Below are 18,366 nucleotides of genomic sequence, written 5' to 3'. Positions count from 1 at the left end.
TTTGGATTGATCTAAGATCCAAAATCCAGGCACTAACCTTAACCCTAACCTCGACACGATTATGGCAAATCTAAAACTGATTCGCGATCGCATCCAGTCGGTCAAAAATACGAAGAAAATTACGGAAGCAATGCGGCTCGTCGCGGCAGCAAAGGTGCGCCGCGCTCAGGAGCAGGTGATTCAAACCCGCCCCTTTGCCGATCGTCTAGCCCAAGTGCTATATGGCTTGCAGTCTCGCTTGCGATTCGAGGATGCAAATTTGCCGTTGTTGAGAAAGCGTGATGTCAACACTGTGGGCTTGCTGGTGATCTCTGGCGATCGCGGCTTGTGCGGGGGCTACAACGCTAACGTGATTCGTCGGGCAGAAACCCGTGCCAAAGAACTGAAAGCCGAGGGCATCAGCTACCAAATGGTGATTGTGGGGCGCAAGGCGTTGCAATACTTTCAGCGTCGAGAGTACCCGATCGCGGCTAGTTTTACGGGCGTGGAGCAAATTCCAACGGCTGCCGAGGCGGCTAATATTGGCGATCAGGTGCTGTCTATGTTCTTGTCTGAAAGCGTCGATCGCGTTGAGTTAATTTACACAAAATTTGTGTCCCTGATTAGTTCTCGCCCTGTAGTGCAGACATTGCTACCGCTTGATGCTCAGGGTCTAGAGGTGGTAGACGATGAGATCTTCCGGTTGACAACTCGCGGTGGGCAATTTCAAGTCGAGCGCGAGAAAGTCACCTCTCCAACTCAAAGCTTCCCGCAAGACATGATCTTCGAGCAAGACCCGGTTCAGATTCTCGATGCGCTGTTGCCGTTGTATCTAAACAATCAATTGCTGCGAGCGTTGCAAGAGTCGGCAGCCAGTGAGTTAGCTGCCCGCATGACAGCCATGAATAACGCCAGCGAGAATGCCAGTAACTTAATTGGGTCGCTGACGTTGAGCTATAACAAAGCGCGTCAGGCAGCGATTACTCAAGAATTACTAGAAGTGGTCGCTGGTGCGGATGCCTTGACTTAAATCATTAGCTGTCTTTGTAGAAATACGTTTGGGGTAACCCGAACGTATTTTTGTTGTTTAATATTTTTAATTAAACGCTTTCCTGATCTTGCTACCTTTCCTTCTCTTCAAAATGGATAAAGTCGAGCTAGCTGGTAATGCTTTAATGCCCCAAGCTTAATGTTCTAGCATTGTCACAACACTTCAATCGGCTGCACCTTCCAAATTTCTTTGCAATAGTCTCGAATAGAGCGATCTGATGAAAATTTTCCCATTCGTGCCGCGTTTAAAATTGACATGCGAGTCCAATGCTGGGTGTCGCGGTAGGCTTGGTCAACTTTGGTTTGGCATTCAATATACGAAGCATAGTCTGCCAGCAGTAAAAAGGGATCGTGGTGCAGCAGCTTATCAACTAGGGGCTTGAAGAGGTCGCGATCGCCGTGGGAAAAATGCCCACTCGCAATTAAGTCAATCGCTGCCTTGAGCGCATCATTGCTGTGGTAATAGTCCCAGGGGTTGTATCCCTGTTCTTTTAGCGCCGCCACTTCTTCAGTGATTAACCCAAACAGAAAGAAATTCTCTGCACCTACTTCTTCTCGAATCTCGACATTCGCGCCATCTAGTGTGCCAATGGTCAGCGCCCCGTTCATGGCAAACTTCATATTTCCGGTTCCAGATGCCTCTAGACCCGCCGTCGAGATCTGCTCAGACAAGTCTGCTGCTGGGTAAACTGGCTGGCTGTTGGTCACGTTGTAGTCGGGGATAAACACTACTTTGATGCGATCGCGCACATCGGGATCGCCATTCACGACCTCTGCGATCGCGGTGATCAGCTTGATCATCAATTTCGCCATATAGTAGCCAGGGGCAGCTTTCCCCCCGAAAATGAATGTGCGCGGCGTAATTTCTAGAGTGGGGTTTTGCTTAATTGAGTCATAAAGCGTCACGATATGCAATGCATTTAAGTGTTGGCGCTTGTATTCATGAATGCGTTTTGATTGCACATCAAACAGTGAATCCGGATCGATTGTGATATCCAATCGGTTTTTAACCAACGCAGCGAGAGACTGCTTGTTACTTCGTTTGCTCTCTCGCCATTGCCTTTGAAATTCTATATCTCCTACGAACGATTCAAGCTGGCGTAACTGATCGAGATGTTTGATCCAGCCAGAACCGATTTTGCTGGTGATCAGCTTTGTCATGCTGGGGTTGCTCAACGCAATCCAACGACGGGGGGTCACGCCATTGGTCTTATTGCTAAATTTCTCTGGAAAAAACTCGTAAAAATCTTTCAGCACCGTCTGTTTGAGCAATTCACTATGCAACGCTGCAACACCATTGATGGCATGGCTTCCTACACACGCAAGATGTGCCATCCGAATATATCGTGCGCCTTGCTCATCGATCAGTGACATCCGAGCCGTGCGCTCTGCGTCTCCGACAAACTTGAGGCGTACCCGATCTAGAAATCGAGCATTAATTTCGTAAATAATTTCCAAATGGCGAGGAAGCAACCCTGCAAACAAATCGAGTGCCCATTTTTCTAGAGCTTCGGGAAGCAAGGTGTGGTTGGTATAGGCTAAGGTTTGTTGAGTGATGTCCCAAGCTTTATCCCACTCTACAAGATACTTATCGACGAGCAACCGCATCAATTCTGCGACTGCGATCGCAGGGTGGGTATCGTTTAATTGCACCGTAAACTTTTGAGGAAATGCTTCTAGGGGAAGCTGCTGCCGCTCTAAAATATGAAACATATCTTGCAGCGAACACGAAACAAAGAAAAATTGTTGCTGCAACCGAAGTTGCTTACCTTCAAATTTTTCATCATTCGGGTACAAAACCTTGGTTAAGTTTTCAGACGCTACTTTTTCCTGGACAGCGCGGTAGTAATTCCCTTGATTAAATGCCTCAAAATCAAACGACTCTGGAGCCTCTGCCTTCCAAAGCCGCAGCGTGTTTGCCGTATTGACTTGATAGCCCAAGATCGGCGTATCGTACGGAACACCCTTCACACTCCATGCCGGAATCCACCGCACTCGATACCGCCCTTGGTCGTCGGTAAAAGGTTCCGTATAACCCCCAAATTTTATCTCTACCGCCCATTCCGGACGGGGCAATTCCCACGGGTTGCCGTAGCGCAGCCATTTGTCTGTAATTTCAACTTGCCACCCGTCCCGAATTTCCTGGTCAAAAATTCCAAATTCGTAGCGAATTCCGTACCCCATAGAGGGAATTTCCAACGTTGCTAACGAATCAAGATAGCACGCCGCTAACCGCCCCAAGCCACCGTTGCCGAGTCCTGGCTCTTCTTCTTGAGCAATTAACTCTTCAAAGTCGAGATCGAGTCCCTCGATCGCTTGTTTCATCTGGTCGTAGATGCCCAGATTGATTAAATTATTGCCCAAATGAGGTCCCATCAGAAATTCTGCTGAGAGATAGCAAACCGTGCGTGACCCCCGTGCTGTGTAGGTTGATGCGGTGCTGTTCCAGCAGTGCAACATGCGATCGCGAACTGTGTACGCCAGAGCAATGTAGAAGTCGTTTTTGGTGGCGAGTGCTAGCGGTTTGCCCTGGATGTAAAACAAATTATCCAAAAAGGCCCGCCTGAGGATCTCTGGCGATAACCCGATCCGATCTTCTTCGACTTGAATCTGCATGAGCATCAACCTTTCTGTACAACAGAATGAAAATCAGGATGAAAACTGAGACGTATCCTAGCCGAAATTTTGAAGGTCGTAATGTGTTCTAAATGACGCATTACGCCTCCTTTGAGTTGGGGTTGAGGTTTTGTCAGCAAAATGCGATCGTTGCGATCGCAATAACCCTGAAGTGATTGTTAAGTAAGAACAAAAAAGAGTAAACGAAGGTAACGAAAGAATTCTCAATTACAAACGCTAGAAAATCTGCACTAATAGCGCCTTGTTATTCTGTAAAATTTTCCAAGTATTGAAGCTAATGCAATCCCAAAAAATTGGATTCTATGAAAAAATATTAGAACCACTTTTGGAAGTTTTTAATGTTAACAAAAACGCTTGACATGAAATTAATATAGAAAATTCTTGCCCAATCTTAAGTTCAAAAACTGCTAAGAAAGAGATTGGCAACGGGTTGAGGTTAGAGCAGATAGATAGATGAGCGAAATTAAACTGAAGATCTTTATCTCCTCATCTCTTTTATTATCTTGAATTTATCTCGAAAAGGGAAACTGAGCTTCTACTCTCTGGTGGCTAGAGGGTTGAGGTGAGAGTGAATCCTGCTGATCTTCTTATGTTTAATTAGGTCTACTAATGTGTGTCTACCTATTAAAAAATGGGCTTCCCAACTCCATTCTATCCGTTGCCAATATTCAACAGAAAGGTTTCAAGTTGTCTTTAAGCGGTGATTTGTGCTGTTTCTTTGGATTCCTGTTCAGCCTGCTCAGATTGCTCTTCTTCAGGCTCTCGAACAATGTCAAGATCGATATCAATTACCGTCATTTTCAAGCCTGCTTTAGGAATATTACCGTTGCTTGAAATATACGGATTAGGTTCAAGATTACCTGTACAAATAACCAGCGATCCTTTCTTTAAAGATGGCAATTTGCGCCACGCATAAGACTTTTCCCAAATGCTCAACGACACAGTAAATGATTCTTCTCGGTTGCGAGGCTTTTGAACGTATAACGTTGCGGATGCAACTTGAGCCTGCTCGCCATTTTTCAGTTCAACAGTTTTGACTTGGGCATCAGCCGCCAAATTGCCACTGATAATCCACTTGTTTAACCCTGCACTCGACATAAATGTAGCCCAAAACACGGTACTTCCCCTGTAGAATGCCCGGAACTTTTGCCCTTGAAACAAGCACAGGAAGTCGCGCTGGGTGCAAACTCCATACGATCGCGAGTTTTTTTTAGCCGACAAAGCTAGTAGATTGTCAACGTTGAGTGGATGGGTAGAGGGGTGAGAGGGTAGAGGGGTGAGAGGGTAGAGGGAGATGTTACCCATCCACTCCTCCACTCCTCGATTCCCAGTCCATCATTTCAATCTTGACAGACCGCTAGGCTTACTAGAAAAACCTAGACTGACCGACGAACGCTCGGTAGAAATAGTACGATCAAGGGGTCGCTAATCCAATTTTCATCGTGAGTTCTGAGCGTTTGGATCTGGCTAATCGAGAATATGAGGCAGGCAAGGCAGCGTTTGAGCGGGGCAATTATCGCGCCTCGGTTCAGGCTTTAGAACGCGCCAATGCCTTGGTTGAAGGGAGAACGCGCTTGGGGGGCGAGGTTCAGATTTGGCTTGTGACTGCCTACGAAGCGGCAGGAGAGCGATCGCTAGCGATCCAACTGTGTCAGCAAGTCAGCCGCCATCCGGATCTCAAAATCCGTAAGCAAGGAAAACGCTTGCTTTATATTTTAGAAGCGCCCAGGCTCAAAACTCGCCCCGAATGGTTAACTGAGATCCCCGATCTCTCTGGCATTTCAGACCATGAAGGAGCCGCGTTAGGCACCTCTAAATTTGCTCCGGTAAGCCCTCCCAAGCGTCCTGAAAAGGCGAAATCTGTGATTCCAGAGCCGGTCGATTTGAGCCAGGTCAACACGCAAGATAACCTATTTATTTGGGTGGCATTGGGGGGTGCGATCGCAATTATTGCCGGATTGATCTGGTTCAGTTAGCGAACTTCCCAAAGTAGTGTTAGATGGTAAAGAATACTCCATTTTCTGGTTGCTATGTTCCAACGAACTGCTCGGTTCGCGTCGCGTTGCGCTAAAGCTCTCTTCCAAACAGTTTTGCAGGGTCGAGCCGTTTGGATGGCGGTGATTGCAGCTTTTATGCTGTCTGGTTGTGTCCAATACGAAGTCGGAATTACCTTTGATAGCCCCACGCGAGGTGCGATCGCACAGCATATTCAATTAGATGAGCGGCTCGCTAGCGTTGGCAGTGGCACCGCTCAAGCATGGCTTGCCAACATTGAGCAACGCGCCCGTCAGGTGCAAGGCAAAACCCGCCGCCTGTCGAGCAAAGAAGTGATCGTCACCATTCCCTTCACCACGGGGCGCGAGCTAGAGCAGAAATTTAATACCTTTTTTGACGCTAAAGCCACGGTAAAAACTAGCCGGAAGGTAGAGTTGCCGCCGATCGAATCTCATCTCAAGGTTGAGCAGGGGAATTTCTTGCTGCTAGAACGGCGCAAAATGATTTATGACGTAGACCTGCGATCGCTCGGTGTAGCCTCTCCTAGCGGTGAAGTGTTGGTTGATTCTAGCCCTCTGATCGACCTCCAGGTTAACCTAACAACGCCTTGGGGCGCGAAAAACGTTGTCCGTCCTGGCTCGGTTGCCTCTCGGCGAGACGGCAAGCAGTTGATTTGGATGCTGCAACCTGGGCAAAAGAATCATCTAGAAGCCGCATTCTGGATGCCGAGTCCTCTAGGGTTGGGGACAGTCGCGATCGTGGCGATCGTGGCGGCTGGAATCTATTTGAAAAACCAGCAACCTGGTGTTGGTGAGCCTGCTGCTAAGCCTGCCGCCGCAAGTCGCCCCTAGTCTAGGATCAATTCTAGATTTGCGATCGCCCCACATGGCTAAGCCTGTAGAATTCATCCGGTATTGCCAAGTGTCAGTATAATAAATTCTCTTCAGTCAGCGAGTCGAAAACCTCGCACTCTTTGCTTGTAGGGAGAAAAGTAGGGAGAAAAAGCCTTGTGCTCCCTCTCTAGCCAGAGCAGGTGAGAACGGACTGAGCAGATTCATCCTGGTTCGTTAGCAACGTCATTTATCCCTCATCCCTTCTTCTATGCGCCGCCGATCCGTCAATCCACAACGGTTCTTGGTTCTCGGTTTGATAGGCCCGATCGCAGCCCTAAACATTTGGCTTCTCGGTCAGGTGTTGTACTATTTTGGGCAATTGGTAACGGTGCTGACAGTTTCAGCCATTTTGGCGTTTTTGCTCAATTATCCGGTGCGGTGGTTTGAGCGGGTTCGGATCAAGCGTACCGGAGCCGTGGTGATTGTGCTGCTTTTAACGGTGGCTGTGCTGGCAGTTTCGGCCCTTACCCTGGTGCCGATCTTGCTCGATCAAACCAACCAACTGTTGATCAAAATTCCTGGATGGCTAGAGGCAAGTCGGCAAAATCTTGACTTTTGGGATGAGTGGGCAAAACAACGAAACTTACCGATCGACCTGAGGGGGTTTGGGGGCAAGCTCAGTCTTCAGATTGAAAATCAGATTCAAGCCTATGCTTCCCAAGCGTTGGGACTCGCGATCGGCACTGTTTCTGGCTTAATTGACACGATTTTGATCATTGTGCTGGCGTTCTATATGTTGCTTTACGGCGATCGCTTGTGGCAAGGGCTGATTCATCAGTTTCCGCCCAAAATCGGCATTCCGCTCAGCGACTCGCTCAAGCAAAACTTTCACAACTTTTTTCTCAGTCAAATTTTGCTGGCGCTATTTATGGCAGGTAGCTTAATTCCTTTATTTCTGGCGCTCAAGGTGCCGTTTACGCTGCTGTTTGCGCTGTTTATTGGGATTGCAGAACTCATTCCGTTTATTGGAGCGGCATTGGGCATTGGCATCGTCACGATTTTGGTGATGTTTCAAAGCGTATGGCTGGCGTTTCAGGTGGCGTTGGCGGCAGTAATTTTGCAGCAGATTCGCGATAATCTCCTCGCTCCAAAAATTTTAGGAGATTTTACCGGGCTAAACCCCATCTGGATCTTCATCGCCTTGCTGATTGGCTTGCAGATTGCCGGGCTGCTGGGTGTGATTGTTGCCGTCCCGATCGCAGGGACGATCAAAGGCACGATCGATGCTCTCCGCCTCTCTCATCAGCCGCCTGTGATTGTCACAGAACCGGTGATTCCGCCGCCGCCATCTCAGTAATGCGAATAATGTGAAGTAATTGCGATCGCGCTCCGGTTTATTTTCCAATCTTTGCTTTCTATCTTTCTAATCCCTGGTAGACTAGCGGCGTGATTGGAGGAAACACGATGAGACAGGTTAACTTTTTAATCATTTTTGTCATTTGTTTAGCTCTAGTGCTATTTGGAATTGAGAACACCGAGCCTTCGATTATTCATGTGGTTCGGGGGGTGCAACTTCAAGCCCCATTGTCGGTTGAACTAATTGTGGCAATGGGCATTGGCGCTGTCTTGGCATGGGTTTTCAGCGTTTGGTCTCAGATTCAGCGCGCGATCGAGCTAGGCAAGGAAGTGACCGTGCGAGAAAGCCGTATTCAGGAGCTAGAGCAAGATGTAGAGCGCTATCGGGTAGAACTTCAAGAACAGCAACGGTTGCTGCCAGCAGCGGAAGAACACGCTGAAGATGTAGAGGTGTTGGCGTAGATTAAGAGGGGGTGAGGGTGACAGTAGAGTTGACAAATCCTCAGAATCTTTGGAGCCTCTGGGTTCCTTTGACCTTATATTTGTTCATTTTGCTAGCCGCAATCTACTTTGCACGGATTAAAATCAAGTGATCTGAGTTAACCCCATACCCTCCTTCTCTATGGCTGCTCCTTCTCTCGCACAAGATGCGATCGCGCTCCTCATCGACATGGCAGAACGGGGCGACCTCGATCCGTGGAATGTCAACGTGATTGATGTGATCGATCGGTTTTTGAGCGACCTGGCTCCGGCAACGGGGCGCGAACTCTACGAAGCCAACTTGTCTCAGTCGGGGCAAGCGTTTTTGTATGCCTCAATGCTGCTGCTGCTCAAGGCGCAGACCCTCACTCAAGAGGTGGTTGTAGAACCGTTGGATGACTTTCCAGACGACGGCTTTTTGGATGGACTTGAACTGGGGCAATCGGCATTGCCGCTCCATCTAGAGCGGCAGTTGCGGCGGCGAGCCGTTGCCCACCCTCCCCAGCGGCGGCGCGTGACGCTAAAAGAACTGATCGAACAAATTCAAATTATTGCGACCGCCTTAGATGATCGAGCACCCAGGCGACGACCCACCCGTGAGAAGATGCCTCGTGCTCAGGCAGTCCGTGCGATCGCGCAGCTTGCCCACCAAGAAAACCTCTCTGAAATGGCGGTGGCGATCGAGGACTTTTTTATCAATCACTGGTCACTCGTTGCTCAAGGGCAAGACTGGATCGACTTTGAGCTAGTGCTGGAATTTTGGGTAGAACTCAAAGCCCAAGGCAAAACAACGGTGGAAGACGATCCTCATGCTCAAGCAGAAAACCATGAGCGGGTGGGAGTGTTTTGGGCGCTGCTGCTGCTGTCATCCCAAAATAAAGTAGAACTGGCACAGGAAGAGTTTTACCAAGATCTTAAGGTGCGATCGCTGTTACAAAGGAGTAGCGAATTGGAAGCCCTCACCCAAAGTGCCCTGCTCGACTGAGCGTTAGGGCATAATCAACAATGATTTAAGCCCGTTTTGCGGCTGAAGTTGAATGGAGAGCACCCAAATCTGTAAAGACAGCTTTAAATTATTACCTTTGGATAAATCAAAGGTGAAATTGGGCACGTTAAGGTTGACAGCGCTGCAATTATTTTTCAACTTCCTGAACATTACAAGGCTTATTTAAGCGGCTCACCGTAACGGCTAGCGGCTATATCCAGTGATGAATAGTCTAAAGTCCTGTCCTCCTCTATAGTGAGAAAGATGCATTCTGGAATTGTCCAGGTTGCTCCACAATCGACTGAAAATTGATGGCGTAGAAATAGAGAGAACGTTTATGAAAGCCATGATTCTGGCAGCCGGAAAGGGAACGCGGGTTCGTCCGATTACGTACACCATTCCCAAGCCAATGATTCCAATCTTGCAAAAACCAGTGATGGAGTTTTTGCTAGAGTTGCTTCGTCAGCACGGCTTCGACCAAATCATGGTCAACGTGAGCCACTTGGCCTACGAAATCGAGAGCTATTTTCGGGACGGGCAGCGCTTTGGCGTAGAGATTGGCTACTCGTTTGAGGGGCGCATTGTAGATGGCGAATTGGTCGGCGAAGCGATCGGGTCGGCGGGCGGCATGAAGCGAATTCAAGATTTCTCTCCGTTTTTTGATGATACCTTTGTGGTGCTGTGCGGCGATGCGCTGATCGATTTGGACTTGACGGCGGCGGTCAAGTGGCATCGAGAGCAAGGCTCGATCGCAACGGTGATCACCAAACCCGTGCCCCGTGAAGAAGTTTCTAGCTATGGCGTTGTTGTGACCGACGAGACAGGCAAAATCAAAGCTTTCCAGGAAAAGCCCTCGATCGAAGATGCGCTTAGCACCAATATCAACACCGGAATTTACATTTTTGAACCTGAAATTCTCAACTATATTCCTTCAGGTCAGGAATATGACATTGGCGGCGAACTGTTTCCAAAATTGGTCGAAATGGGCGCACCGTTCTATGCGTTGCCTATGGAGTTTGAGTGGGTCGATATCGGCAAAGTGCCGGACTACTGGCACGCCATTCGCAGTGTGTTGAAAGGCGAGGTGAAAAATGTGCCGATTCCCGGACATGAAGTGAAGCCAGGGATTTACACCGGGCTGAATGTCTCGGTGAACTGGGACAAGGTGGATATCCAAGGTCCGGTTTATATCGGCAGCATGACCTGCATTGAAGATGGGGCAAAGATTGTTGGCCCGGCGATGATCGGTCCCAACTGTTGGGTGTGTAGTGGCGCAACGGTAGACAACAGTGTGATTTTCGAGTATTCGCGGTTGGGACCAGGCGTGCGGTTGGTGGATAAGCTGGTGTTTGGTCGTTATTGTGTCGATAAAACGGGCGCGACAATCGATGTGCAAGCGGCGTCGCTCGACTGGCTGATTACCGATGCACGGCAGCAATTGCCCACCCATCCGGCGGCAGAACATCAAGCGATCGCAGAACTGCTAGGAGTCGATAAAGTCGCTCCGTAATCATCCGCGATTCGATCAGATGCCGAACTTTGAGTCACAATAGCTCAGAGGTCGGCACGTTTGGTTTATGGAATTGCGGGAAAAGGTTGCATTTTATCTAGAAGATATCGACACGCCAATCGGTCGAGGCATTAACCTTTTTATCACCGGATTAGTTTTAGCGTCATCCGCAATTTTTGTAGTCGAGACATATAACATTCCTGCATCGCTTGAGACACAATTAGATGTCTTTGGAAATGCAATTCTTTTGATATTTGTGATTGAATATTTGCTTCGATTGTGGTGCGCTAAAGACAGAATTCATCACATCTTTAGCTTATTTTCAATTGTCGATTTAGTTACCATTCTTCCGTTTCTGTTTGGGGCAGATATTGGATTTTTTAGAATCTTTCGCTGGTTTCGGATTTTGCGTCTGATTCGGTTTATTGGTGGAAAAACAATCTTTGGTTATGTCAGTAGTGAAGATAGCGCGATCGTAACCCGAATTCTATTCACTCTCATCTCAATTATTTTTGTCTATTCAGGCTTAATTTATCAGGTAGAACATGCCTCTAATCCAAAGTACGATACGTTTCTAGACGCAATTTATTTCTCTGTTTCTACCATCACGACCGCAGGTTTTGGCGACATCACACCAAACTCTCAATTGGGAAAGCTACTAACGGCTTTAATGCTTTTGACAGGCGTAGTTCTAATTCCTTGGCAGTTAGGAGATTTGATTAAACGATTTGTCAAAACCTCCGATCAAGTTTCAATCGTTTGTTCAGGATGTGGTCTTGCACTACATGACTCCGATGCTCAATTTTGTAAGGTTTGCGGTACAGCGTTAAAACACAGTTAACCCGCAGAGCAATAATGCTTCCGTCCACTCGACGATCGCGCCATAGGTATCTCCGGTTTGTCCGCCTAATTTGTGATTTAACCATGCTCCAGTGAGTAGCGCGATCGCAGTTCCCCCAACCGAAAGTGCGATCGCTGTAACCGGAGACAAAACCCCACTCAACCCAACCAGCAATAGAAACGTCGGCAACGCTTCCCAAACTGACCGAATCGATTCTTTGTGAAACGCGCCTTTGCCCGTCGGTTTGAGATAGAGATAGCGTGCGATCGCAACTAATTGCCCCCACCGTCCCCATCCTGCCACTGCCATCAAGATCCAGATGCGATCGCTCTCAATCTCACTCAATGCCACGGTTTTGAGCAAAACAATCACAATCGCCGCGATCGCACCAAATGCCCCGGTCGCACTGTCTGACATCGCTTGCAAGCGTCGCTGGGGATCGCTCACCGCCAATCCATCTGCTGTATCCATTGCACCATCAAGATGAAGACCTCCGGTGATCGCAATCCACAGAGCAACTGCGATCGCGCTGCGAGTCAGCACAGGCATCCCAACCTGGGCTAATCCCCAATCGAGTAGCCCGACCAGTCCGCCAACCAAGACTCCAACGAGCGGCGCAACACGGGCAATGCCTCGAAAGTCAAGTGTCCACTCCGACGAAATCGGCAAACAGGTGTAAAACATCGTTGCTGCTAGAATTTGAGCAACCCACCCCCAAAGTCGTCTGATCATTGCTTCCATCTCAACTTTACAGAAGTTAAATTCCTTTCCTCGACACGCAGATCCAAATTGGCATTTCCCAGCCATAATTGCTTTAGGAGGCACTGACCTAAAGTGAGATCTTTGAGCAAGATTTTTGCTTTAGCGCTGATGAACTGTCTACTCAACCGTCTATTTTCGCGAGTTTTCAAAAACTCCATGCGATTCTAGAAGGTGGGCAAGTGCTTCGCTTCTCACCCTGTTCGACTCGTAGTTCGACCCCTGTTTTGTCATGAGTCACGACTTTTTCTCCGGGAATTCCTGGTTTCCTGCGCCTTGCATTATCGCCAATGGCACAATTATCGACAAGCAAGACATGCAGCGACTGCTGACCGACCTAACGCGGGTGCGCTACATTCACACCCAAGATGGCAACCTTGCCAGTGAGGGCGAAGGGTGTGTTTTAGAAGTGTTTGCCGATCCGTACCGGGCGACGCTGGTTGCCAATTATACTCTCTATCTCAATGTTTGCAGTTTTGACTATATTGAACTGAGCCAATCGGCAGAAGGTTCAGTGTTTGATCTCATTCAAGAGGGTCGCCGATTGAGACTGATTCCCTTGAACAACCCGCTTCACAATCAAGCACCGCGCACCCTGATCAATGCGGCTGATCTTGAAGCCATGGTGACGGAGGTGATTTCAGCAAGACTAGATGTTCAGATTGACGATGAAGAGCATTTTCTGTTCTAACTAGTTAGGTCAGTCGTCATTCAAAGACCAGGTGCGTTAAGCACAAAATAGTATTGTCTATGCTTATTTTGTATGTCTCTGCTTCAGACGCTCTGCGAGGACTATGCGCGGTTTCCAGCGAATCAAACCTACAGCATTTATGCCAAAGATGTTTTTTTCAAAGATCCGCTCAATCAGTTTCAGGGAGTTGAGCGCTACAAAAAAATGATTCAGTTTATAGAGCGCTGGTTTATCGATACTCGCTTCCAATTGCATGATATTGAGGACACTGGAAATAGCATTAAAACTCGCTGGACGTTGAGTTGGAAGGCTCCTTTACCGTGGAAACCTGCCATGTCAATTGATGGCTGGAGCGAGTTGCAGGTCAACGATGATCAGTTAATTGTCTCTCACATCGATCATTGGGACTGTTCTAGATTTGCGGTCTTTAAGCAGTTGTTTAGCGTTGGCTAAGAAGTGCTCAAATTTCGTTCGGTATCTTCAGCACTGCGTAGACAACTCATTAGTTTTTTTCAAACAATTTTCCGTATTCTTAAGTAAAACTGGCGTAAAGAGTTTTAAATGCTTAAGGATGCTGGAATGGACATTCTACAAAATCGTTATCAGGTTGAACAGCAGCTTGGCAAAAAAGCTGGGCGACAAACCGTTCTGGCACGAGATTTAAAAACGCAAGAACTTGTTGTTATAAAGCTGCTCACGTTTGGCGTCGATTTTGAATGGGATGATCTCAAGTTGTTTGAGCGTGAAGCAGAAACATTGCGATCGCTAAACCATCCCGCCATTCCTAACTATCTCGACTATTTTGAGATCGAAACCACAACGACCAAAGGTTTTGCGATCGTTCAAAGTTACATCGACGCCAAATCCCTAGAGCAACACTTGAAGGCAGGACGATCGTTCACCGAAACTGATGTGAAGCAGTTGGCAGAATCGCTCCTCGACCTTCTCACGTATCTGCACACTCAGCAGCCATCAGTGATTCATCGTGACATCAAGCCAAGTAATATCCTGCTTGGAAACCGTACCGGAAATCACGTCGGACAGGTCTATCTCGTGGATTTCGGCTCGGTTCAAACGCTCGTTGCTCAAGAAGGCGGAACCCTTACCGTTGTTGGAACCTACGGCTACATGCCCCCCGAACAGTATGGCGGACGGGCAACCCCGGCATCGGATCTCTACAGCTTAGGCGCAACACTAATTTTTCTCATCACAGGAAAACATCCCGCAGACTTACCGCAACGCAATTTACAACTGCAATTTAGATCCTTTGCAACGCTAAGCGAACCGTTTTTAGATTGGTTGGAATGGTTGACAGAACCGAGTTTGGAGAACCGTTTAGGATCGGCTCAAGTTGCATTAAGAGCACTGCAACAAGGACAGTTGCGGCTAGCTCTTCCAGAAGAAAACCCCGGTGATATTGCGCCTCAAATGACAACCGATCGCCTGTTTTGGAATGCGATTTGGCGCAGTAGCGCGTTTGGCGCGATCGCGGGTGTCGGATGTGTTTGGGTCACGATTTTGCCAAGCATTCCTGACTATGCTTTGTTAGAAGCGCTAAGTTTCTGGGGCGTCGTATGTGGAGGACTAGGTTTAGGTTTGGGATTTCTCAATGGTTTGCTTGTTGCTTTTTTGACGCACTATTTTGATACACCTGAAAAAACGCCTCTTCTGTATCGTCTGATTGTCGGTATCGCTGCAATGATCTTCAGTGGAGCCGTCGTATTAACTTTCGGGATCTCCATCCTATCGATGACGGGAGAAGTGAATGCGCTTAAAACATTTGCCATACTAGCTCTACCAATGGTCGTGGCGAGTCAAGCGATCGCAACCTGGTATCTCCGAGAACGTCGAAGAACAACCCAAGCTTTCGATGTTCCTCAAAAACCACGAAACAAAATCCAAGCAGAAACGCTGGATCAATCCCTTGTTCCCAAAAATGAGGGAAAACTTGCTCCTCCGATGACGACCGATCGAATTCTCTGGAATGCGATTTGGCGATTTGGTACGGTTGGTGCTTCTGTTAGCACTGTTTTATTTGCAGTGTACGCAAAATTTTCGATGTCCTATTCTGGTGATTTGAGAATGATCGTTCTCAATATGATTGTTGCTGCCGTGCTGGGCGGTTCTCTAGGATTAGGTCTAGGATTCTTCAACGGAATTGTATCGGGACTACTAACTCGACGCTCAAAGCTGAAAAACGTCCGCCTATATCGGTTGAAACTCGGAATGCTATCTACTCTGTGCAGTGCAGGCATCGTTGCAGGCTTCTTTCTGCTACTCTCGGCGTCATGGATACCTGTTCCTCTGTTCGTTGTGATGTTGTCGTTGTCAATGGGAGCGACAAGCCAAAGTTTTATTCGCTGGTATTTGCGGGAAATTCGTAAATTGAAACGGTGAAAGGCTGAGAGCAAGAAGTAGCGATTAGCACAGAGCGCAACTCTGTAGGAACCGCTCTAAAATAATAGCTAGAACCGAAGTAATACAACGAAAACTGGCTTAATGACCGAGACTGCCCTTTCTCACAACGGCATTCTCATTCGGCTACCCGATGAGCGATGGCAACCCATCATTCAAAGGCACACGGTTCTTACCGATAAAAAGCAACTGGTTCTAAACACGCTCTCCAATCCAACTCGTATCTTGGAAGGCAATGACGGCGCACTGTTGGCGATTCAACAATTTGAACCTGCTCGATGGCTGGTTGTAGCTTATCGAGAAGAAGGCGATGATGAATTTGTAATCACCGCTTTTCCAACCCGCAGAATTAATTTTCTCAACCGGAGGAGACAGATATGGTAGCGAACTTTCAAGAAGCGCAAGATTATCTAAAACTCTTGCCTGTACTCCACAATCTACCCAAACAGCCATTTTCTCTGGTTTACGATTCAGAAGCCGATGTGCTTTACATCGATTTCTACAGTCCCCCAAAATCTTCAACTGACACCGAATTTACAGAAGATGACATTGTGATTCGCTACGATGATGCAGACGGAATTGTTGGACTAACCGTTTTGAATGCAAGTCAGCGTTAGAAGAAATAAAGTAATGTCCTGATGCAACTTCGATTCCCGCGTTGTCCAAAGAACTTGTCCAAAGAACTTGTTCAAAGAACTTGTCTAAAGAACTTGAATGGTAGGTCGATTCGCGATTGGCTCTGCCAAGCTCCGAAGGGGTTCGCTCCGCGAAGTCCGTTGGATCGCCGTTTCGCAAAACTTTGTAACTCAGCCTAAAATAGGAAGTCGAGCCTTAATCCTGTATCTTGCTGAAACCCATGACTGCTTCTCCCCGTCGCTACCACATCACCACCTTCGGCTGTCAGATGAACAAAGCCGACTCCGAACGCATGGCGGGCATCCTCGAAACGATGGGCTTCCAATCGGTCGAAGAACCTAACGATGCAGATCTGATTCTCTACAACACCTGCACAATTCGAGACAATGCAGAGCAGAAAGTGTATTCCTACTTGGGTAGACAAGCACGGCGAAAGCAGGAAAATCCAGACTTAACGCTGGTTGTTGCGGGATGCGTGGCGCAGCAAGAAGGTGAATCGCTCTTGCGGCGAGTCCCGGAACTCGATTTGGTGATGGGACCGCAACACGCTAACCAACTCGAAGATTTATTAGAGCAAGTGTTTAGTGGAAATCAAGTTGTCGCAACTGATCCGATTCACATTGTTGAAGACATTACCAAACCCAGACGCGATAGCAAAGTGACCGCTTGGGTGAATGTGATTTATGGCTGTAATGAACGCTGTACCTATTGCGTTGTACCTAGCGTTCGCGGAGTTGAACAGTCTCGAACTCCCGAAGCGATTCGGGCTGAAATTGAAGCGCTTGGACGGCAAGGCTACAAAGAGATCACGTTGTTGGGTCAGAATATTGATGCCTATGGGCGAGATCTTCCAGGTACGACGTCTGAGGGTCGCCATTTAAACACGTTTACGGATTTGCTTTACGTTGTGCATGATGTTCCGGGTATCGATCGCATCCGTTTCGCAACTAGTCATCCCCGCTACTTTACCGAGCGTCTGATTCGTGCCTGCGCCGAACTGCCAAAAGTGTGTGAACACTTCCACATTCCGTTTCAGTCGGGAGACAATGACGTTCTCAAGGCAATGGCGCGGGGCTATACCCACGATCGCTACCGTCGAATTATTGAAACGATTCGCGAATACATGCCTGATGCATCGATTAGTGCAGACGCGATCGTAGGTTTCCCCGGCGAAACAGAAACCCAATTTGAGAACACGCTCAAACTGGTTGCAGACATCGGCTTCGATCTGGTCAACACCGCCGCTTATTCCCCTCGCCCTGGTACGCCTGCGGCAGTCTGGGAAAGTCAGCTTTCTGAGGAAGTGAAAGCCGACCGGCTGCAACGGCTCAATCGTTTGGTCTCGGTGACGGCATCAGAGCGATCGCAGCGCTATGCAGGGCGCGTTGAAGAAATTTTGGTTGAAGATCAAAACTCCAAAGACCCCACGCAAGTGATGGGACGCACTCGCGGCAATCGCCTCACCTTCTTTGCAGGAGAGATCAACGAATTGAGAGGCAAACGTGTAAAAGTCAAAATTACCGAAGTTCGCCCGTTTAGTCTCACCGGTCAGCCCTTAGTTGAAGCTCGATTATAGAGAGGAAGTCATGTCTACTGCCGCGATCGCAACTCTCATCAAAATGGTGGAATCTTTACCTGAATCTACTCAAGAACAAGTTGTTGCCCATTTGCGAGAATACGTTGCAGACCTACACGATGAACTGCGATGGCAGGAGACGTTTGAGCGGACTCAACCTCAGTTGAGCGCGGCTGCCCAACGTGCTAGACAAGAGATAGCAGAAGGGAAAGCACAACCGATGAACTATGACCAGCTATGAATTCTGCAACTCTGCCGTCATTCTGGGCTGAATATCGGTGACTCGATCAGGAGATCCGCCAATGTGCTAGAAAAACCTATCGCTTGTGGAAAGAAAATCCTTTCCATCCTTCTTTGCATTTCAAATGCATCAACCGTTAAGAGAGTCTTTGGTCTGTCAGAATAACGCGAAGTTGCCGCGCGATCGGAATTCTTGAGAGCGACACTGTAACTTGGTTCTGGATCGGTCGCCATGATGGCTATGAACGCTTTTTTGGATAACCGGCGAGGTTCAAGAGTCGCACATTTCAACTAGCAGAGCTAAATTGACGTGAGTTCGACGGATTAAAAGATGGCAGGAGGGAGAGCAGGCAAGCCTTTTGGCTGCAAGTCGAGCGAGGGTA

Annotated in this window: 18 protein-coding genes; 15 read left to right on the top strand and 3 right to left on the bottom strand. The window is 48.1% G+C overall.

All coding sequences use genetic code 11. The features are described from left to right. The first annotated feature begins 61 nt into the window (after window positions 1–61). The gene (locus tag GS601_RS01610) at window positions 62–1,009 is read left to right on the top strand and encodes a F0F1 ATP synthase subunit gamma (protein WP_162421515.1); all 948 of its coding nucleotides are present in this window, start codon (window positions 62–64) and stop codon (window positions 1,007–1,009) included. A 173-nt stretch (window positions 1,010–1,182) separates the two neighbouring features. Here the strand turns inward: GS601_RS01610 and GS601_RS01605 are convergent, their stop codons facing one another. Continuing rightward, on the bottom strand, window positions 1,183–3,645 hold the full coding sequence (locus GS601_RS01605; RefSeq protein WP_338016932.1) for a glycogen/starch/alpha-glucan phosphorylase: 2,463 nt from the start codon (window positions 3,643–3,645) through the stop codon (window positions 1,183–1,185). Window positions 3,646–4,359: 714 nt separating this feature from the next. Continuing rightward, on the bottom strand, window positions 4,360–4,971 hold the full coding sequence (locus tag GS601_RS01600; RefSeq protein ID WP_238392890.1) for a single-stranded DNA-binding protein: 612 nt from the start codon (window positions 4,969–4,971) through the stop codon (window positions 4,360–4,362). A 137-nt stretch (window positions 4,972–5,108) separates the two neighbouring features. On the opposite strand from GS601_RS01600, the gene GS601_RS01595 reads away from it, so the two are divergent. From GS601_RS01595 to GS601_RS01565, 7 genes are all read left to right on the top strand, one after another. Next, window positions 5,109–5,642 carry a hypothetical protein gene (locus GS601_RS01595; RefSeq protein WP_162421511.1) on the top strand — a complete coding sequence of 178 codons (534 nt, stop codon included), beginning with the start codon at window positions 5,109–5,111 and terminating at the stop codon, window positions 5,640–5,642. Between the two features lie 54 nt (window positions 5,643–5,696). After that, window positions 5,697–6,512, top strand: coding sequence for a DUF3153 domain-containing protein (locus GS601_RS01590; RefSeq protein WP_162421509.1), 816 nt, complete (start codon window positions 5,697–5,699; stop codon window positions 6,510–6,512). A 250-nt stretch (window positions 6,513–6,762) separates the two neighbouring features. Continuing rightward, window positions 6,763–7,851, top strand: a complete 1,089-nt coding sequence (locus tag GS601_RS01585) for an AI-2E family transporter (RefSeq protein WP_162421507.1) — start codon at window positions 6,763–6,765, stop codon at window positions 7,849–7,851. A 107-nt stretch (window positions 7,852–7,958) separates the two neighbouring features. Then, entirely contained in the window at window positions 7,959–8,312 is a 354-nt protein-coding gene (locus GS601_RS01580; RefSeq protein ID WP_162421505.1) for a LapA family protein, read from the top strand. A 160-nt stretch (window positions 8,313–8,472) separates the two neighbouring features. Further along, window positions 8,473–9,315, top strand: coding sequence for a segregation/condensation protein A (locus GS601_RS01575; RefSeq protein WP_162421503.1), 843 nt, complete (start codon window positions 8,473–8,475; stop codon window positions 9,313–9,315). A gap of 337 nt (window positions 9,316–9,652) precedes the next feature. Further along, window positions 9,653–10,825, top strand: a complete 1,173-nt coding sequence (locus GS601_RS01570; protein ID WP_162421501.1) for a nucleotidyltransferase family protein — start codon at window positions 9,653–9,655, stop codon at window positions 10,823–10,825. Between the two features lie 67 nt (window positions 10,826–10,892). After that, window positions 10,893–11,666, top strand: a complete 774-nt coding sequence (locus GS601_RS01565; RefSeq protein ID WP_162421499.1) for an ion transporter — start codon at window positions 10,893–10,895, stop codon at window positions 11,664–11,666. Here the strand turns inward: GS601_RS01565 and cobS are convergent. Beyond that, window positions 11,652–12,398: an adenosylcobinamide-GDP ribazoletransferase gene (gene cobS / locus GS601_RS01560; protein WP_162421497.1), complete on the bottom strand. Its 747-nt coding sequence runs from the start codon at window positions 12,396–12,398 to the stop codon at window positions 11,652–11,654. The two genes, GS601_RS01565 and cobS, sit on opposite strands and share 15 nt — an antisense overlap. Before the next feature lie 259 nt (window positions 12,399–12,657). Here cobS and GS601_RS01555 point away from each other — a divergent pair, with 259 nt between their 5' ends. From GS601_RS01555 to GS601_RS01525, 7 genes are all read left to right on the top strand, one after another. Continuing rightward, window positions 12,658–13,116 (top strand): hypothetical protein, encoded by a 459-nt coding sequence (locus tag GS601_RS01555; RefSeq protein WP_162421495.1) that lies wholly within the window; start codon window positions 12,658–12,660, stop codon window positions 13,114–13,116. 72 nt (window positions 13,117–13,188) lie between these two features. Next, on the top strand, window positions 13,189–13,569 hold the full coding sequence (locus GS601_RS01550; RefSeq protein WP_162421493.1) for a C6orf136 family protein: 381 nt from the start codon (window positions 13,189–13,191) through the stop codon (window positions 13,567–13,569). Window positions 13,570–13,695: 126 nt separating this feature from the next. After that, window positions 13,696–15,513 carry a serine/threonine protein kinase gene (locus GS601_RS01545; protein ID WP_162421491.1) on the top strand — a complete coding sequence of 606 codons (1,818 nt, stop codon included), beginning with the start codon at window positions 13,696–13,698 and terminating at the stop codon, window positions 15,511–15,513. 102 nt (window positions 15,514–15,615) lie between these two features. Beyond that, complete coding sequence (locus GS601_RS01540) at window positions 15,616–15,915, top strand: hypothetical protein (protein WP_162421489.1); 300 nt, start codon at window positions 15,616–15,618, stop codon at window positions 15,913–15,915. After that, window positions 15,909–16,148: a DUF2283 domain-containing protein gene (locus tag GS601_RS01535; protein ID WP_162421487.1), complete on the top strand. Its 240-nt coding sequence runs from the start codon at window positions 15,909–15,911 to the stop codon at window positions 16,146–16,148. Before GS601_RS01540 ends, GS601_RS01535 begins: the two co-directional genes overlap by 7 nt. A gap of 239 nt (window positions 16,149–16,387) precedes the next feature. Then, window positions 16,388–17,743, top strand: a complete 1,356-nt coding sequence (miaB, locus tag GS601_RS01530; RefSeq protein ID WP_162421485.1) for a tRNA (N6-isopentenyl adenosine(37)-C2)-methylthiotransferase MiaB — start codon at window positions 16,388–16,390, stop codon at window positions 17,741–17,743. A 10-nt stretch (window positions 17,744–17,753) separates the two neighbouring features. After that, window positions 17,754–17,984, top strand: a complete 231-nt coding sequence (locus tag GS601_RS01525) for a hypothetical protein (RefSeq protein ID WP_162421484.1) — start codon at window positions 17,754–17,756, stop codon at window positions 17,982–17,984. Window positions 17,985–18,366: the final 382 nt, after the last annotated feature.

Source organism: Myxacorys almedinensis A (genome assembly GCF_010091945.1).
In the GTDB taxonomy this organism is placed as follows: domain Bacteria; phylum Cyanobacteriota; class Cyanobacteriia; order Leptolyngbyales; family Leptolyngbyaceae; genus Myxacorys; species Myxacorys almedinensis.
The sequence above is the reverse complement of the archived record's forward strand: the minus strand, read 5'-3'. Positions and strand labels throughout refer to the sequence as shown.

What these genes read in the sequence shown, in the direction of transcription:
- miaB (WP_162421485.1), top strand. Translation starts at nt 16,388, where the DNA reads ATGACTGCTTCTCCCCGTCGCTACCACATCACCACCTTCGGCTGTCAG.
- cobS (WP_162421497.1), bottom strand. Translation starts at nt 12,398, where the DNA reads ATGATCAGACGACTTTGGGGGTGGGTTGCTCAAATTCTAGCAGCAACG.
- GS601_RS01545 (WP_162421491.1), top strand. Translation starts at nt 13,696, where the DNA reads ATGGACATTCTACAAAATCGTTATCAGGTTGAACAGCAGCTTGGCAAA.
- GS601_RS01565 (WP_162421499.1), top strand. Translation starts at nt 10,893, where the DNA reads ATGGAATTGCGGGAAAAGGTTGCATTTTATCTAGAAGATATCGACACG.
- GS601_RS01540 (WP_162421489.1), top strand. Translation starts at nt 15,616, where the DNA reads ATGACCGAGACTGCCCTTTCTCACAACGGCATTCTCATTCGGCTACCC.
- GS601_RS01605 (WP_338016932.1), bottom strand. Translation starts at nt 3,645, where the DNA reads ATGCAGATTCAAGTCGAAGAAGATCGGATCGGGTTATCGCCAGAGATC.
- GS601_RS01575 (WP_162421503.1), top strand. Translation starts at nt 8,473, where the DNA reads ATGGCTGCTCCTTCTCTCGCACAAGATGCGATCGCGCTCCTCATCGAC.
- GS601_RS01585 (WP_162421507.1), top strand. Translation starts at nt 6,763, where the DNA reads ATGCGCCGCCGATCCGTCAATCCACAACGGTTCTTGGTTCTCGGTTTG.
- GS601_RS01590 (WP_162421509.1), top strand. Translation starts at nt 5,697, where the DNA reads ATGTTCCAACGAACTGCTCGGTTCGCGTCGCGTTGCGCTAAAGCTCTC.
- GS601_RS01610 (WP_162421515.1), top strand. Translation starts at nt 62, where the DNA reads ATGGCAAATCTAAAACTGATTCGCGATCGCATCCAGTCGGTCAAAAAT.
- GS601_RS01600 (WP_238392890.1), bottom strand. Translation starts at nt 4,971, where the DNA reads ATGGGTAACATCTCCCTCTACCCTCTCACCCCTCTACCCTCTCACCCC.
- GS601_RS01555 (WP_162421495.1), top strand. Translation starts at nt 12,658, where the DNA reads ATGAGTCACGACTTTTTCTCCGGGAATTCCTGGTTTCCTGCGCCTTGC.
- GS601_RS01525 (WP_162421484.1), top strand. Translation starts at nt 17,754, where the DNA reads ATGTCTACTGCCGCGATCGCAACTCTCATCAAAATGGTGGAATCTTTA.
- GS601_RS01550 (WP_162421493.1), top strand. Translation starts at nt 13,189, where the DNA reads ATGTCTCTGCTTCAGACGCTCTGCGAGGACTATGCGCGGTTTCCAGCG.
- GS601_RS01570 (WP_162421501.1), top strand. Translation starts at nt 9,653, where the DNA reads ATGAAAGCCATGATTCTGGCAGCCGGAAAGGGAACGCGGGTTCGTCCG.
- GS601_RS01580 (WP_162421505.1), top strand. Translation starts at nt 7,959, where the DNA reads ATGAGACAGGTTAACTTTTTAATCATTTTTGTCATTTGTTTAGCTCTA.
- GS601_RS01535 (WP_162421487.1), top strand. Translation starts at nt 15,909, where the DNA reads ATGGTAGCGAACTTTCAAGAAGCGCAAGATTATCTAAAACTCTTGCCT.